13 protein-coding genes and 1 pseudogene are annotated in these 15,423 nt (G+C 72.0%); 10 read left to right on the top strand and 4 right to left on the bottom strand.

All coding sequences use genetic code 11. The features are described from left to right. Window positions 1-2: 2 nt before the first annotated feature. Window positions 3-893 (top strand): carbon-nitrogen hydrolase family protein, encoded by an 891-nt coding sequence (locus QE454_RS07225; protein WP_307456533.1) that lies wholly within the window; start codon window positions 3-5, stop codon window positions 891-893. Continuing rightward, entirely contained in the window at window positions 887-2,134 is a 1,248-nt protein-coding gene (locus tag QE454_RS07220) for an MFS transporter (protein ID WP_210072617.1), read from the top strand. The genes QE454_RS07225 and QE454_RS07220 overlap by 7 nt, the downstream gene beginning before the upstream one ends. A gap of 27 nt (window positions 2,135-2,161) precedes the next feature. Here QE454_RS07220 and QE454_RS07215 read toward each other — a convergent pair whose 3' ends face one another. Beyond that, complete coding sequence (locus QE454_RS07215) at window positions 2,162-3,088, bottom strand: LysR family transcriptional regulator (RefSeq protein WP_210072618.1); 927 nt, start codon at window positions 3,086-3,088, stop codon at window positions 2,162-2,164. A 130-nt stretch (window positions 3,089-3,218) separates the two neighbouring features. Between QE454_RS07215 and QE454_RS07210 the strand changes: the two genes are divergently transcribed. From QE454_RS07210 to QE454_RS07190, 5 genes and pseudogenes are all read left to right on the top strand, one after another. Next, window positions 3,219-4,169 (top strand): lactate/malate family dehydrogenase, encoded by a 951-nt coding sequence (locus tag QE454_RS07210; RefSeq protein ID WP_307456538.1) that lies wholly within the window; start codon window positions 3,219-3,221, stop codon window positions 4,167-4,169. A gap of 22 nt (window positions 4,170-4,191) precedes the next feature. Then, complete coding sequence (locus QE454_RS07205; protein WP_307456541.1) at window positions 4,192-5,646, top strand: aldehyde dehydrogenase family protein; 1,455 nt, start codon at window positions 4,192-4,194, stop codon at window positions 5,644-5,646. A 20-nt stretch (window positions 5,647-5,666) separates the two neighbouring features. Next, window positions 5,667-7,256, top strand: a complete 1,590-nt coding sequence (gene mdlC, locus QE454_RS07200; protein ID WP_210072621.1) for a benzoylformate decarboxylase — start codon at window positions 5,667-5,669, stop codon at window positions 7,254-7,256. A 64-nt stretch (window positions 7,257-7,320) separates the two neighbouring features. Next, window positions 7,321-8,712: an MFS transporter gene (locus QE454_RS07195; RefSeq protein ID WP_210072622.1), complete on the top strand. Its 1,392-nt coding sequence runs from the start codon at window positions 7,321-7,323 to the stop codon at window positions 8,710-8,712. 149 nt (window positions 8,713-8,861) lie between these two features. Further along, a pseudogene (locus tag QE454_RS07190) lies at window positions 8,862-10,049 on the top strand (glycoside hydrolase family 3 N-terminal domain-containing protein); the annotation flags it as partial. Window positions 10,050-10,100: 51 nt separating this feature from the next. On the opposite strand, the gene QE454_RS07185 reads toward QE454_RS07190, so the two are convergent. Beyond that, entirely contained in the window at window positions 10,101-10,427 is a 327-nt protein-coding gene (locus QE454_RS07185) for a hypothetical protein (RefSeq protein ID WP_309668569.1), read from the bottom strand. A 73-nt stretch (window positions 10,428-10,500) separates the two neighbouring features. Between QE454_RS07185 and QE454_RS07180 the strand changes: the two genes are divergently transcribed. Genes QE454_RS07180 through QE454_RS07170 form a run of 3 tightly spaced genes read left to right on the top strand, consistent with a single transcriptional unit; the run spans window position 10,501 to window position 12,779 of the window. Then, on the top strand, window positions 10,501-10,752 hold the full coding sequence (locus tag QE454_RS07180; protein ID WP_396652949.1) for a hypothetical protein: 252 nt from the start codon (window positions 10,501-10,503) through the stop codon (window positions 10,750-10,752). 36 nt (window positions 10,753-10,788) lie between these two features. After that, window positions 10,789-12,102 (top strand): MFS transporter, encoded by a 1,314-nt coding sequence (locus QE454_RS07175; RefSeq protein WP_210072624.1) that lies wholly within the window; start codon window positions 10,789-10,791, stop codon window positions 12,100-12,102. Window positions 12,103-12,149: 47 nt separating this feature from the next. Further along, window positions 12,150-12,779 (top strand): TetR/AcrR family transcriptional regulator, encoded by a 630-nt coding sequence (locus tag QE454_RS07170; protein ID WP_210072625.1) that lies wholly within the window; start codon window positions 12,150-12,152, stop codon window positions 12,777-12,779. Between the two features lie 116 nt (window positions 12,780-12,895). Here the strand turns inward: QE454_RS07170 and QE454_RS07165 are convergent, their stop codons facing one another. Both QE454_RS07165 and QE454_RS07160 read right to left on the bottom strand, forming a co-directional pair. Then, on the bottom strand, window positions 12,896-14,329 hold the full coding sequence (locus QE454_RS07165) for an AMP-binding protein (RefSeq protein ID WP_210072626.1): 1,434 nt from the start codon (window positions 14,327-14,329) through the stop codon (window positions 12,896-12,898). Next, window positions 14,326-15,423 (bottom strand): MSMEG_0565 family glycosyltransferase, encoded by a 1,098-nt coding sequence (locus tag QE454_RS07160; protein ID WP_210072627.1) that lies wholly within the window; start codon window positions 15,421-15,423, stop codon window positions 14,326-14,328. The genes QE454_RS07165 and QE454_RS07160 overlap by 4 nt, the downstream gene beginning before the upstream one ends.

Genomic DNA, 15,423 nt, shown 5'->3' with positions numbered 1-15,423 from the left:
CCATGGCCCAGATCACTCTCGCCGCCGTGCAGTCCGAGCCGGTGTGGTTCGACCTCGACGGCACGACCGACAAGACCGTCGCCCTGATCGCCGAGGCGGCCGCCCACGGCGCGCGTGTCATCGCGTTTCCCGAGACCTGGGTGCCGGGCTACCCCAGCTTCATGTGGTTCGGCGACGAGGACTACCGCGCGCCGTTCCGACAGCGCTACCTCGAGAACTCGCTCGTGGCGGGCAGCGCGCAGCATCGGCGGATCGAGGCGGCGGCGCGAGAGGGGCGCATCACCGTCGTCCTCGGTCTGAGCGAACGCGTGGGCGACGAGCTCTACATGGCGCAATACGTCATCAGCGACGACGGCATCACCACCATGAAGCGGCGGAAGCTGAAGCCGTCCGCGGTCGAGTGGGACATCTTCGCCTCCGGATCCGGTGCCGATCTCGAGGTCGTCGACAGCTCCATCGGCCGCATCGGTGCCCTCAACTGCTCCGAGAACCGCCGTCCGCTCCTCCGACACGCCCTGTTGTCGCAGAACGAGCAACTCCATGTGGCCTCGTGGCCCCACTTCGGGCTCTATCCCGGGTTCGTCCCGATGAGCGCGGAGGCGAGCATGGCCGCGAGCTCGCAGTACGCCGCCGAGGGCGGTGTCGTGACCCTCGCCCCGACCATCGTGGCCGGCGCCGCCTACCTCGAGCTGCTCGAGCTCCCGGAGGGCGAGCGCGATCGCATTCTCAGCGGCGGCGGTTCCACGCGCATCTTCGGACCTTTCGGTGAGAGCATCGCCGAGCCGCTCGCCCCCGAGGTCGACGGCATCCTGTACGCCACCGTGGACGAGTCCCTTCTCCGTCGCGACCAGGAGTACGACGCGGACCCGACCTCCATCGTCAAACCGTGGTGAGCGCCCTCGCGGGGGGAGAGGATGCCGCCCGGCCCGGCCGTTCGCCGATCGCGAGCTTCGCCTTCCCTGCGTTCCGCGCCTACGCGGCGAGTGCGCAGCTCGCGTTCATCGGCTCGTGGATGCTGGGCACGTCGCAGAGTCTGCTCGTGCTCGACCTCAGCGGCGGGAGCGGTGCGGTGCTCGGCATCACAGCGGCCATCCAGTTCGTCCCGCTCCTGGTCCTCGGCCCCGTGATCGGCGTGCTCGCCGACCGGTGGGGACCGCGTCGCCTCCTCATCGCCGGGGAGAGCACGATGGCCCTGGTCGGGATCGCGCAGGCGACGTCGCTCCTGCTGGGGGTCATGACCGTCCCCCTCGCCCTCGTCCTGGCCGCGGTGTACGGCCTCGGCTCCGCGCTCGAGAGCGCGATGCGCCCCACGGTGATCACCGAGATCGTGCCGGCCCGCGTCCTCTCGAACGCCGTCGGTCTGAACACCCTGTTCTTCCAGCTCGGCCGGCTGATCGGTCCGAGCGCGGCGGGATTCCTCATCGCGGGGTTCGGGAACGGCCCGTCGTTCGTCGTCGGCGCCACCGCCCTCGGCGTCTTCGCTCTCGTGCTGACCCGGCTGCCCCGCCGGCGCGACGGCCAGCCCGACGGCGACGAGGCCGTTCCCGCGGGGATGGGGCACGCGGTGCGCTTCGTCCTCGCCGAACCACGCCTGCGCCTCGTCTTCGCGCTCACCGCCGTCGCGGGGCTCATCTCCCCCAACATCCTGTCGATCGCGACGCTGGCCGCAACGCAGGACTTCTCCGCGGGAGCGACCGGCGTCGGGCTGCTCGGGTCGGCCCTCGCGGTCGGCACCATCGCGGGGGCTGCCCTGACGGCGGTGCTCGGTCGGGTCACTCCCGGCTCGATCGCCGCGGCCGCCATCGGCGTCTGCCTGCTCACCGCGGCCACCGGTGCGCTGCCGACCTTCCCCCTGTACGCGGTCGGCCTCGTCCCGACGGGGATCGCCTCCATGCTGCTGATGGCGCAGGGCGCGGCCTACGTGCAGATGGTCACGCCGCACGCGCTGCGCGGCCGCGTCAATGCGCTGTTCGCGATGGTCACGCTCTGCGGCATCCCTCTCGGCTCTCCCGTCCTCGGTCTCCTTGCGGATGCCGTCGGCGCGCGATCCGCCTCGGTCATCGCCGGAGGGTCCGTCGCCGTCGCCCTCGGCGTCGTCCTCTTCGCGCTGCGCGGCGGGTTGCGACGCGCGTGACGGCGGCGGCGGGTGAGCCGACGATGCTCAGCGGGCGGCATCCTCCCCGTCCGACGACTCGACGGCGAACGCCCGCACGGCATCCTCCAGCACCGCGAAGAACCACCGACGGCCCGCCGTCGAGTGCAGGGCGGCCTGGGTGAACAGCCGCACATCGAAGCTCTCGACCAGCTCGCCCAGCGGACGTGCCCGCAGGGGCCACCGCCGCGCGAACATCGCCGCGACGCGTCGCGGCACGATCGCCGCATCGCCCGAGCGCACCAGCGTCTCGGGGAGGGTCGAGAAGTGGTGCGCGCGCAGCACCGCGCGCGGCGTGATCCCGGTCTCGTCGAGTGCCCGGCCGACGCGGTCGTGCCCCGACGACGAGTCGATCAGGGCCAGGCGCAGCGTCGCCAGCTCGGCGGGCTCGACCGGCACGCCGACGAGATCGGCGGGCCAGGTCGCCACGCAGACGTAGGTCTCGGTGAACAGGTCGGTCGTCACGGTACGGCCGGTGGGCGCGGCGCTGCTGACGGCGGCGTCGACCTCTCCGCTGAGGATCCAGCGGTCCACCGCGTCGACGTCGATGGGCACGACGTCGAGGCTCACGCCGGGAGCCTCGGTCGACATGCGCTCCATGAGGGCCGGGAGGTACGCGTACTCGCCCATGTCGGTCAGCGCCACGCGGAAGCGGGAGCGGGCCGTGAGCGGGTCGAACTCCCGCCCGGCGACGACGTCGTCGATCGCGTCGATCGACGACCGGGCGACGGTGTAGAGCTGCTCCGCCCGCGCGGTCGGCGTCATCCCCCGGGCCGAGCGGACGAAGAGGGGGTCGCCGAGCTCCCCGCGCAGTCGGCCCAGCGCGTAGCTGACCGAGGGTTGGGTGACGTTGAGCGCTCCGGCCGCCCGCGTGAGGCTGCGGCGCTCGTAGATCGCGACGAAGGTGCGCAGCAGATCGAGATCGATGGATGCCATGTGCTCGCCCTTCCGGTGCAGCTCTATAGAGAGATTCTATGGTCAGCATCCGAACCTTCGTCTGGACCTCTCGGCGTCCGGCGTCTTGAATCGAGAACAGCGCATGAACACGCGCGAAGGGAAGAGTGCAATGACGCAGACATGGTCGCCGCGGCGCGTCGCGATCCTCGGGGCATCCGGTCTCACCGGTGCGGGCCTCGCCCATCAGCTCTCGCTCAGCGACGACTACGACGAGATCCTGCTGTTCGACCTCAAGCAGAACGTGCTGGAGGCGCACGCGATCGACATGCGCGAAGCGCAGATCGTCGCGGGACGCACGCGGGCCCGGCTCGTCGTCGTCCCGCTCGACCGCGCGGCCGAGCAGCAGCCCGTCGACCTCGTGGTGTTCGCCGCCTCGCTTCCCGAGACGCCGGACGGAACCCGGGAGGCCTTCCTGCAGGGCAACCTCGGGGTGCTCGACGCGGTGCGTCCCGCCATCGAGGCGCTCGCGGGCGAGACGGGTCTCGTCATGATCGTCACCAACCCCGCCGACGTGCTGGCCACCTGCCTCGCGCACACCAGCGGCATCCACCCCGCGCGGGTCTTCGGCTACTGCCTCAACGACAGCGCCCGCTTCATCGCCGCGATCTCGCGGGAGCTGCGGGTGGACCCGGGCCGTCTCGACGCCCTCGTGATCGGCGAGCACGGCGACGGTCAGGTGCTCGTATGGAGCGGTGTCACCCTCGACGGCGCTCCGCTCGTCCTCGACGCCGCGCAGCGAGCGCGGATCGACGCCGACGCCCGCGGCTGGTTCCGCCGGTGGTCCGACCTGCGGCCCGGCCGCAGCTCCGGCTGGACGACGCCGGTGGGCTCCGCCCGCACGATCGCGCAACTCGCCGCCGGCGAGCCGGTGCCGGTCGCGGTGTGGCGACGCGACGGCGACGGCAACGACTCCCACACGACGCTGCTCGCGGTCGTGCGCGACGACACCGTCGCGCCCACCCCGCTGGACTACCTCGATGACGCCGAACGCGCCGCCGTCGACGAGGCCTCCGCGGCCCTCGCCGACAAGGCTCTGCGCGCCGCCGCACTCACGCACTGACACACCGAAAGGGGACTGACCGATGACGTTCTTCGACCCGCAGACCTGGGATGGCCGCTACTTCGACGGATCGTGGGTGAGCACGCCCGACACCGCCGCGGTGGTCTCGCCCTCGACCGGCGAGACGATCGGCCGGGTGGCCGCGGCCACCGCCGCTGACCTCGACCGCACGGTGGAAGCCGCGCGCCGCGCGCAGACCGCGTGGGCCGCCGCCCCCGCCGAGGAGCGCGCCGCCGCCATGCGCCGCGCCGCGGCGATCATCGAGGAGAACACCGAGACCCTCGCCCACTGGCTCAGCGACGAGGCCGGTTCCGCCCAGGGCAAGGCCCACTTCGAGGCCAGCCTCGTCGCGAACGAGTTCCACCTCGCCGCGGCCACCGCGATGATGCCGTACGGCCAGCTGCTGCGCTCGGCGCGGCCGCGCCTGAGCCTCAGCCGTCGCCGCCCCGTCGGAGTGGTCGGCGTGATCTCGCCGTTCAACTTCCCCGGCATCCTGTCGGCGCGCTCGATCGCCCCGGCTCTCGCCCTCGGCAACGCGGTCGTGCTCAAGCCCGACCCGCGCACGAGCGTCAGCGGCGGCCTGTTCTTCGCCGCTGTGCTCGAGGCCGCCGGTGTTCCCGCCGGCGTGTTCTCGGTGCTGCCGGGCGGCGTCGAAGTGGGATCGGCACTCGTCGAGCACCCCGCGGTGCCGATCATCTCGTTCACCGGGTCGACCGAGGCAGGGCGCATCATCGGTGCCCGCGCGGGACAGCTGCTCAAGCGCGCGCACCTCGAGCTCGGCGGCAACAACGCCCTCGTCGTGCTCGGTGACGTCGACGTCGCCGCCGCGGCATCCGCCGGCGCGTGGGGATCGTTCCTGCACCAGGGTCAGATCTGCATGACCACCGGGCGCCACCTCGTGCACGACAGCATCTACGACGAGTACGTCGAGGTCCTCAGCGCGAAGGCGTCCGCCCTGCCCGCGGGCGACCCCGCCACGGGCGTGCCGCTCGGACCGATCATCGACGAGCGCCAGCGCGACAAGATCGCCGCGATCGTGAGCGAGACGGTCGACGCCGGAGCGCGGGTCACCGCGGGCGGCGGCTACGACCGGCTGTTCTTCGAGGCCACCGTCCTCGCCGACGTCACCCCCGAGCACGCGGCGTTCCAGAAGGAGATCTTCGGCCCCGTCGCCCCGGTCACCCGCTTCGGCTCCGTCGACGAACTCGTCGAGCTCGTCAACGCGAGCGACTACGGCCTCTCCCTCGGCATCCTGGCGAAGGACGCGTTCCGCGCCTACGAGCTGGCCGATCGCTTGCCCAGCGGCATCCTGCACATCAACGACCAGACCGTCGACGATGAGTCGCAGGCTCCGTTCGGCGGTGTCGGTGCCTCGGGCACGGGCGCACGCTTCGGCGGGCACGAGGCGAACATCGAGGCGTTCACCGAGACGCAGTGGGTCACGATGCAGGCCGACGTCGCCACCTACCCGTTCTGATCTCGCGGAGGAATCCCCCCATGTCCACTCCCGACGTCGCCCAGGCGTTCTACGAGGTGCTGCGTGCGCGCGGTGTGACCCGGATCTTCGGCAACCCCGGCTCCAACGAGCTGACGATGCTGAAGCACCTGCCCGACGACATCGACTACGTCCTCGCCCTCCAGGAGGGCGCGGCGGTGGCGATGGCCGACGGCTACGCGCAGGCGTCGGGGTCGCTGGGTGTGGTCAACCTGCACTCCTCGTCGGGCACGGGCAACGCGATGGGCAACCTCACCAACAGCGCCGCCGCTCACGCTCCCGTGCTCGTGCTCGCGGGGCAGCAGAGCCGCCGGTACGTGCCGCTGAACGCGATGCTGACGAACGTGGATGCCACGCGCCTGGCGGACCCGCTCGTGAAGTTCTCGGCCGAGCCGCTGCGGCCGGAGGACGTGCCCGCGGCGGTGTCGCAGGCGGCGCTGTTGGCACTGTCGGCGCCGACCGGACCGACTTACGTCTCGGTCCCGCTCGACGACTGGGCGCGACCCGCCGACGAGCGCGTCGCCGCCGGACTCGCGTCGCGGTCGGTGGCGGCGGCCCCGGTGCTCGCCGAGGCGCACCTCGACGAGATCGCGGCCCAGCTCGACGCCGCGTCGTCACCGGTGCTGGTGCTCGGACCGGGCGTGGACACGGATGCCGGATGGGCGGCCACGCGTGCACTCAGCGAGCGCCGCGGCCTGCCGGTGTGGGTCGCGCCGAGCCCGTCTCGCGCGCCGTTCCCCACGCGGCATCCGCACTTCCGCGGCATCCTGCCCACCGGGCTCGGGGCGGTGGCCGACGTGCTCTCCGACCACGACCTCGTCGTCACCCTCGGCGCCGCGGTGTTCCGCTATCACCAGTTCGTCGAGGGCGCTCCCCTCGCCCCCGGCACGCGGCTGATCGGCGTCACCTCCGACCCCGGCGAGGCGGCGCGGGCGGCGGCGGGCGCGATCTTCGTCGGCAACCCTGTCGACGCCGCGGCGCGACTGGCCTCCCGCGTCCGACAGGGCGAGTCGCCCGCGGGCGCCGCGTTCGCGCCGGATGCCGCTCCTCCGGCGACGGACGGACGCTACTCGGCGCCGGCGATCCTCGACGCGATCGACCGCGCGAAGCCCGACGACGCCGTGATCGTGCTCGAGTGGACCTCGGCGGATGCCTTGTGGGCGCGCCTGACGTTCGATCGCGCGCAGTCGTACTACTTCCCCGCGAACGGCGGTCTCGGCTGGGGCCTGCCCGCCGCGATCGGGGTGCAGCTCGCCGACCCCGGCCGCCCGGTGATCGCGCTCATCGGCGACGGGGCGATGCAGTACACCCCGGCGGCGCTGTGGACGGCGGCGCGCTACGGCATCCCCGTCACTTTCGTGATCGCGCAGAACCAGGAGTACGGGGCGCTCCAGCGCTTCTCGCGCATCATGGACGTCCCCGACGGCGGGTACCTCGACATCGACGGCCTCGACCCGTGCGCGATCGCGCGCGGCTACGGCATCGACGCCCATCATCTCGACGACCTCGACCAACTCGAGGAGTTCGTCGCCGCGGCCTCGGCCGCTCCCGGCCCACGGCTCGCCGTGGTGCCGCAACTGTCCCAACGCTGAATCCCTGCCCACCCGCCGCGACGGTCACGTCGCGGCGTCGACAACGATGTCCAAGGAGTCCTGCATGTCCGCTCAATCCTCACGCCGTTCGGGTGGTTTCACCCCGACCGGCACCATCTCGACCGCGGCGGACCGCCGCCGTGTCGTCTTCGCCACGGTCGTCGGCACGACCGTGGAGTGGTACGACTTCTTCCTCTACTCCACCGCCGCGGGCCTGGTGTTCGGGCAGCTGTTCTTCGCTCCGGCCGGGCCCGGGTTCGCGCAGATCCTGTCGTTCCTCACCGTGGGGCTGAGCTTCCTGTTCCGCCCGCTCGGCGCGTTCCTCGCCGGACACCTCGGCGACAAGTACGGCCGTCGCATCGTGCTCATGCTGACGCTCATCCTGATGGGCGCGTCCACGACGCTCATCGGCGTGCTGCCGACGTACGACGTCATCGGCATCGCCGCCCCCATCCTGCTGATCCTGCTGCGCATCCTGCAGGGGATCTCGGCCGGCGGCGAGTGGGGTGGCGCGGTGCTCATGGCGGTCGAGCACGCCCCCAAGACCAAGCGCAGCCTCTTCGGCGCCTCCCCGCAGCTCGGCGTGCCGCTCGGTCTGCTGCTGGCCAGCGGCATCCTCGCCCTGATGGCGCTCATCGCGCCGGGCGACGCGTTCCTCGCGTGGGGCTGGCGCGTGCCGTTCCTGCTGTCGTTCGTGCTCATCCTCGTCGGCCACTACGTGCGCAAGAAGGTCGAGGAGAGCCCGGTGTTCGTCGAGCTGAGCGAGCGCAAGGAGAAGACCCAGGCGCCGATCGTCCAGCTCTTCCGCAAGCACGCCGTACTCGTGATCATCGCCGCGCTCGTGTTCGCGGGCAACAACGCCGTGGGCTACATGACCACCGGCGGATACATCCAGCGCTACGCCACCAACCCCAACGGGCCGGTGGGGCTGGCCACCGCCGACGTGCTCGGCGCCGTCACCCTCTCGGCCGTGTCGTGGCTGGTCTTCACCGCGATCGGCGGGTGGATCGGCGACAAGATCGGCCGTCGCAACACCTACTTCGTCGGCTGGGCCGCCCAGCTCGTCGGCGTGCTGCTGCTGTTCCCGCTCGTCAATACCGGCAGCGTGGGCATGCTCGCCCTGGGCCTCGTCGTGCTCACGGTCGGCCTGGGCCTGACCTACGGGCCCCAGGCGGCGCTGTACGCCGAGCTGTTCCCGGCATCCATCCGCTTCTCGGGGGTGTCGATCTCGTACGCGATCGGCGCGATCCTCGGCGGCGCGTTCGCCCCGACCATCGCTCAGGCGCTCGTCGACGCCACCGGCGGCACGACCGCGGTCACCGTCTACCTCGCCGGCATGACGGTCATCGGCTTCCTCGCCACCCTGCTGCTGCGCGACCGCAGCGGCATCCCCCTCGGCCCCGACCACGAAGCCGAGCAGTCCGTCAGCCCGGTGCGCGGTCTGCAGCGGGCCTGACGCCGGTCGCACGGCCTCGTCCCGCTTCGCGCGGGGCGGGGCCGTGCCGCGCGGGCTCGGCCGTTCTTCGAATCGCACGCCCTCTTTCTTTTGCTTGTCAAACAGACTGACTGTTCATACAGTCAGTGCAGACCACTCAGGAGGCCCCCATGTCCGACACGCTGTCCCCCACCGCCGCGGCGCTCACCGCACCCGACGGAACGCGTTTCCGCGACCTCGACCACGACGGCATCATGGCGGTCTACGAGAACCCGACCGCGAGCATCGACGACCGCGTCGACGACCTGCTGTCGGGGATGACGCTGGCCGAGAAGGCCGGGCAGATGTTCCAGTCGGTCATCGAGTCCGGACGCGGCGGAGTCGTCGTCGAGCACGAGACCCCCGACGATGACGTCGTCGGTGCCGAGCGCTACAACAAGACGGCGACCAGCGACCTGCTCGGCGAGAAGCACATGACGCACTTCAACGTGCTCGAGCTCGAAAGCGTCGAACAGGCCGTGGCCTGGAGCAACGCCCTGCAGGAGGCAGCGTCGCGCACGAGACTCGGCATCCCCGTCACCCTCTCCACCGATCCGCGGCACGCGTTCGTCCGCAACGTCGGCGCCTCGCTCCCCTCCGCGTTCTTCTCGAAGTGGCCGGAGCCCCTGGGCCTCGCCGCACTCCGCGACGTCGACACGGTCCGGGAGTTCGCCGACATCGCGCGCGCCGAGTACGCCTCCGTCGGCATCCGCGCCGCGCTCCACCCCACCGTCGACCTCACGACCGAGCCGCGCTGGGCGCGGCAGATCCACACGTTCGGCGAGGATGCCGAGCTCGCATCCGCCTACGTGCGCGCCTACCTCGACGGGTTCCAGGGCGCCGAGCTGGGCGCGACATCGGTCGCCTGCACCACCAAGCACTTCCCCGGGGGCGGCCCCCAGAAGAACGGCGAGGACGCGCACTTCCCCTACGGGCGGGAGCAGGTCTACCCGGGCGACAACTTCGATTACCACCTCGAGCCCTTCCGCGCCGCAATTGCCGCGGGCACGGCGGGCATCATGCCCTACTACGGCCTCCCCGAGGGGCTCGTGCTCGACGGCGAACCGGTGGAGGAGGTCGGTTTCGGCTTCAACAAGCAGATCCTCACCGGTCTCCTGCGCGAGAAGCTCGGCTACGACGGGGTCATCTGCACCGACTGGGCCCTCGTGCACGGCTACACCACCCCCGGGCGGGAGCTCCCCCCGAAGGCGTGGGGCATGGAGCACGCCGACGCCCGCACGCGCGTGAAGAAGATCCTCGACGCCGGGGCCGATCAGCTCGGCGGCGAGAAGTGCCCCGAGATCGTCGTCGACCTCGTCGAGAGCGGCGAGATCACCGAGCAGCGCATCGACGAGTCGGTGCGGCGTCTGCTACGGGTGAAGTTCGCCCTCGGACTGTTCGACGACCCGTTCCTCGACCTCGACCACGCACGCGCCGTCGCGGGGGCCGCCGACGCGGTCGCGGCCGGTCACGCGGCCCAGCAGCGCAGCATCACCGTCCTGACCAACGGCGACACCGGCCGCGCGGTGCTCCCCCTCCGCACCGGTCTGCGGGTCTACGCCGAGGGCGTGGACCGGGCGATCCTGGCCGACTTCGCCGAGGTGGTGGACGATGCCCAGGATGCCGACATCGCGATCCTCCGCGTGAAGGCGCCGAGCGAGGTGCGACAGACCTTCTACTTCGAGACGTTCTTCCACCAGGGCTCGCTCGAGTTCTCTGCCCGACGAGGCCGCCCACATCGACGCGCTCTGCCGCGCCGTCCCGACCGTCGTGGACGTGTTCCTGGACCGCCCGGCCATCCTCACCGACGTCGCCGCCGCGGCGGCGGCGGTGACGGGATCGTTTGGCAGCGGAGACCGGGCGTACCTCGAGGTCCTCTTCGGTCGTGCGCGCGCGGAGGGGCGGCTGCCGTTCGAGCTCCCCTCGTCGATGGCCGCCGTCGAGCGTTCGCGCGAAGACGTGCCCTTCGACACCGAAGCGCCGCTGTTCCCCTACGGACACGGCCTCACCCCGCAGGCCTGACCCCCACCCCCCTTCCCCCTCGTCAAAGGAGACACCATGACACAGACACAGCATCCGGTCCCGACGGCCGCCGGCAGCACGGCCGAGAGCACCGCCGAGCGCATGATCCGGCTGACGGGCCAGCACGTCGGCGCCGGCTTCATCACCCGTTACGTCCTCGGCCAACTGGGGGTGTGGATCGCCCTCATGACCCCCGCCGCCGTCACCCTCTCGCTCCGCGTCGGCGACGTGGATCCGGCGAACAAGGCGGCATCCCTCTCGCTCATCGCGGGGCTCGGCGCGGCCTGTGCGCTGTTCGCCAACCCGATCTTCGGGCGCCTCAGCGACAAGTCGACCTCGCGCTTCGGCCAGCGGCGCCCCTTCATCCTCGGCGGCGTGCTGGTGGGGATCATCGCGACGTTCTTCCTGGGGGCTGCGACGACCATTCCGATGATCGCCGTCGCGTGGTGCATTGCGCAGGTCGGCTTCAACACCGCCCTCGCCGCGACCGTGGCCGTGCTGCCCGAACGCGTCCCCGCGCACAAGCGCGGTCGGGTGTCGGCGTGGCTCGGCTCCGGCAGTCAGGTCGGTGCCGTGGCCGGAACGTTCCTCGTGCAGGGGACGGGCACGCAGGGCGTGTGGATGTTTCTCGCCCCCGCCGCGCTCGCCCTCGTGCTCGTCGTCGTCTTCGTCGCCGGCCTCAAGGAAGTGCCGCGTACCCGCGCGGAGGTCGGCCGGTTCCGTCTCGCCGACATCTTCACCGCGCTGTGGATCAACCCGTTCCGTTTCCCGGCCTTCGGACTCGCGTGGGTGGGTCGCTTCCTCGTCTGGACCGCGCTGGCCCTGCTGACGACGTACAAGACCTACTTCCTCAGCGACCACCTCGGCCTGCCCAAGGAGGCGCTGCCGAACCTGCTGTTCATCTCCATGCTGGCTCTCGCCGCCAGTGTGTTCGTCAGCAGCCTGCTCGCGGGCTGGCTGAGCGACATCGTGAAACGACGCAAGGTCTTCGTCATCGCCGCCTCGCTCGGCTACGCGGCCGCGATGATCGTGGTGGCCACCGCCACCGGCTTCGACGGGTTCCTGCTCGGCGTCGTCATCGGCGGTCTGTCGCAGGGGGCGTACATGGGCGTCGACTACGCGCTCGTCTCGGACGTGCTGCCCGACTCCGACACCGAGGCCGCGAAGGGCATGGGCGTGTTCAACCTGTCCAGCACCGTGCCCCAGACGGTCGCCCCCGTGCTTGCGCCGGTGCTTCTGCTGATCGGGGCGACGCCCGGCAGCCAGAACTACGTCGCGCTGTACGTTGGCGCGGCGGTCTTCGCCCTGCTGGGCGCGGCGGCGATCGCCGTCATCCGCGGCGTCCGCTGATCCGACCGGGCGGCGGTCCGCGAGACCGCCGCCCTAGGATGAGTGCCATGCCCCGCGCCCCCCGGATCGTCGCGCAGGGCGACTCGACCCGGGAGGCGATCTTCGCCTCGGCCGTGCACAACTTCGGCCGATTCGGCTACCGCGGAACCTCTCTCGCACGTATCGCCGCGGACGCCAGCATCGTCCAGTCCGCGATCCTGCACCACTTCTCCACCAAGGAGAAGCTGCTTCTGGCCACGCTCGAGCGCTTCTACGACGAACACGGCACGCTGCGCGATCCCGAGGGCCGGGGCATCGACGAGATGCCCGTTCCCGACTACCTCGAGCTCGCCGCCGCCACCAACGAGCGCCGCGCGGACCTGGTGCGTTTCTACGCGGTGCTCTCGGCCGAGAGCACGACCGAGGAGCATCCCGCTCAGGAGTTCTTCCGCGCGCGGTTCGCGCAGATGCGCGGTCATCTCACCGACAAGATCCAGGCCGAGTGGGGCGGTGCCCTCTCCCCCGAAAGAGCGCGCGATCTCGTCACCCTCGCGGTGGCGGCCCTGGACGGCCTGCAGATCCAGTGGATCCTCGAACCCCGCGTCGCGATGACCTCGTGCGTCGCCCTGCTGCGGCGCGTCCTCTCCCCCGCCGACCCCTCCGACCCCGCCGACCCGGACGATTCGCGCAACGGCTGAGGGCCCGCGGCCCCGCCGGTGCGAATCCGGGCGCATCGACCGGCGGGCAGCGCTGCGCGCGGACGTGCGGCCGAGGAACGCGCCTCACACGAGGAGCGCGACGTCTTCGCTGCCGCTCAGCCCACGAACCGCTCCGCCAACGCCGACCGCCGCACCTTTCCGGCGTCGTTGCGCAGCGGCGTGGTCGACACGTGCAGCGCGACGGGCGCGGCGCGACGGCCCAGGTGCGCCCGGGCGTGGGCCATCACCGACGCGGATGCCGCCGGGTCGGTGAGCCGGACAGCGGCGTGCACCACCTGGCCCAGCTCGTCGTCGGCGACGCCGAAGGCGACGGCTTCCGCCACGGCGGGATGCTCTTCGAGCGCCGCCTCGATGACGGCGGGGGCGATCTTGTCACCCCCGCGGTTGATCATGTCGTCTGACCGGTCGTGCAGGAAGAGGTAGCCGTCGGCATCCACGTGTCCGATGTCGCCGAGGGTGTCCCAACCCTCGGCGTCGCGGCGCGAGCTCGCGCCCACGTAGGTGTAGGCGGGGGCGGCGCCGCGCCGCATCCACACCAGTCCGCCCTCGCCCGTGGGCAGGTCGCGCCCGCTGTCGTCGCGGATACGGATCTCGGTGCCCCCGATCGGCCGCCCGACGCTGCCCGGGCGTGCGAGCCATTCCGTCCCCGTGATGCGGGTGAGTCCGTTCGACTCGCTGCCGGCGTACACCTCGTCGACCCGCTCGGCGCCGATCCAGTCGACGAAAGCGCGCTTGAGACCCGGCGCGCACGGTGCCCCCATGTGCAGCACGCTCTCGATGCTCGCGACGCGCTCGAGCGCCCGCGCTTCGGCGGGCAGCCGCAGCAGGCGCGCCATCATCGCGGGAACCAGCAGACCCCAGGTCGCCCGGTGCGTCTCGACGGCCGTGACCCACGCGGCCGGGTCGAAGCGATCCAGGATGACGAGACGGTGACCCGTCAGCAGGCCGCGGAACGCGTAGGTGAACACGGCGGAGTGCCACAGGGGTCCGGCGACGATCTGCGTCGCCCGGCGGGGCAGGAACTCCGCGACCGGGCGCGCGGGATCCAGGGTCGCGGGCGCGGCGGCGCGCACGATCTTGGGCCGTCCCGTCGAGCCCGAGGTCGCCGGGGCTTTCCAGCACGATGCCGCCGTATCCGGCAGCTCGCCGCCGCGCGGGGCCACGCGCGCCTCGGGCAGCCACGCGATCCCCGGCGACACGGGCCGCGACCCCACGGCGGCCGCGGGCACGGCCAGCGCCTCCAGGGCGCCGCGCTCCCCCGCGGTCAGCTCGGTCGACAGGGGCTGCGGCGTCGCGCCCGCCCGCCAGATCCCGAAGCACGCGACGACGAAGTCGCGCCTGTTGCGCAGCGACACGGCGACGAGGTCGTCGCGCCGCACTCCTCGGCGGAGGAGTTCGTGCGCGAGCGCCGAGGCCGCGGCATCCAGCTCCCCCGCCGTCATCGCCCCGGCACTGTCCACGACGAGGGGCTCGTCGGGATCGGCCCGCGCGCGCTCAGCGAGGATCGCCGAGAATGTCTGCTCGGTCACCGCGCGCTCGCCAGCGGCACGCGGGCGTAGAACTCCTCGTGCGCCCGCGCGGCGCGATCCCACGTGTGGGCGCGGGCGAGCTCGACCCCGGCGGCCGTGTCGACCGACGCCCGTCCACGCAGCACCGCGTCGAGCTGGGCTGCGATCTCAGATGGCGTCGACGCGTAGAGCACCGCGTCGCCGAACACCTCGCGGATCACCAGCAGATCGCGGGCGACCACCGGCGTGGCCGCGGCGAGTGCCTCCATCGCCGCCAGGCCGAAGCCCTCCTTGGTCGAGACGAACGCGAGCGCCCGCGCCTCGGCGACCAGGGCCGGCAGCGCGGCGTCGTCGACCGGCCCGAGGATGATCGGACGGATGCCGAGCTCCGCCGCGCGCGCTTCGAAGCGGTCCCGGTACTCGCGGTAGTCGAACAGGGTCTCGCCGCCGCCGAACACCAGGCGCAGGTCGGGGTGCGTATCGCGTGTGAGGGCGTAGGCCTCGAGCAGGTCGATCGAGCCCTTGCGCGGTTCGATGCCCCCGAGGGCCAGCACGTACGCGCCGAGCTGACTCCTCCACTGAGCCCGGTCGTCATCGGCCGCGGCCGCGAACCGCTCGGCATCCACCCCGTTCGCGATCACCTCGGGCCGCACGCCGTAATCGCGCTCGACCTCGCGCGCGACGGCCCGCGAGACGCACAGTCGGGCGACCGGCTCGGTGACGGCGCGGTCATGGCACGCCACGAGCTGGGGCGTCGTGAACGCGTCGAGGTGGTGAATCGTGCGGACGACCGGGATGCCGCGCCGCAGCGCCGCGTTCGCCGAGATGCAGTCCTGCGCGTGCACGATGTCGGCGTCGGGGTCGAGCGCCGCCGCCATCAGCTCGATCGAGCGCTCGATGCGCTCCCCCACGCCCTCGCCGTCGCGCGGGGGAAAGGGCACGACGCGCACGCGGACGCGCGGGTCGACCGGACGGAAGAACGCGGTGTCGTCGCCGCGCCCCAGCGTCCACACCTCCACGTCGTGCCCGCGCGCGGCCAAAGCCTCGGCGAGCGCGAGGGTGTGCACGACCCCGCCGCGGGGTTTGGTGGAGTATGTCAGCTGCGCGATGCGCAT

Origin of the sequence: Microbacterium sp. SORGH_AS_0454, assembly GCF_031453395.1 — a bacterium.
Lineage (GTDB): Bacteria > Actinomycetota > Actinomycetes > Actinomycetales > Microbacteriaceae > Microbacterium.
The sequence above is the reverse complement of the archived record's forward strand: the minus strand, read 5'-3'. Positions and strand labels throughout refer to the sequence as shown.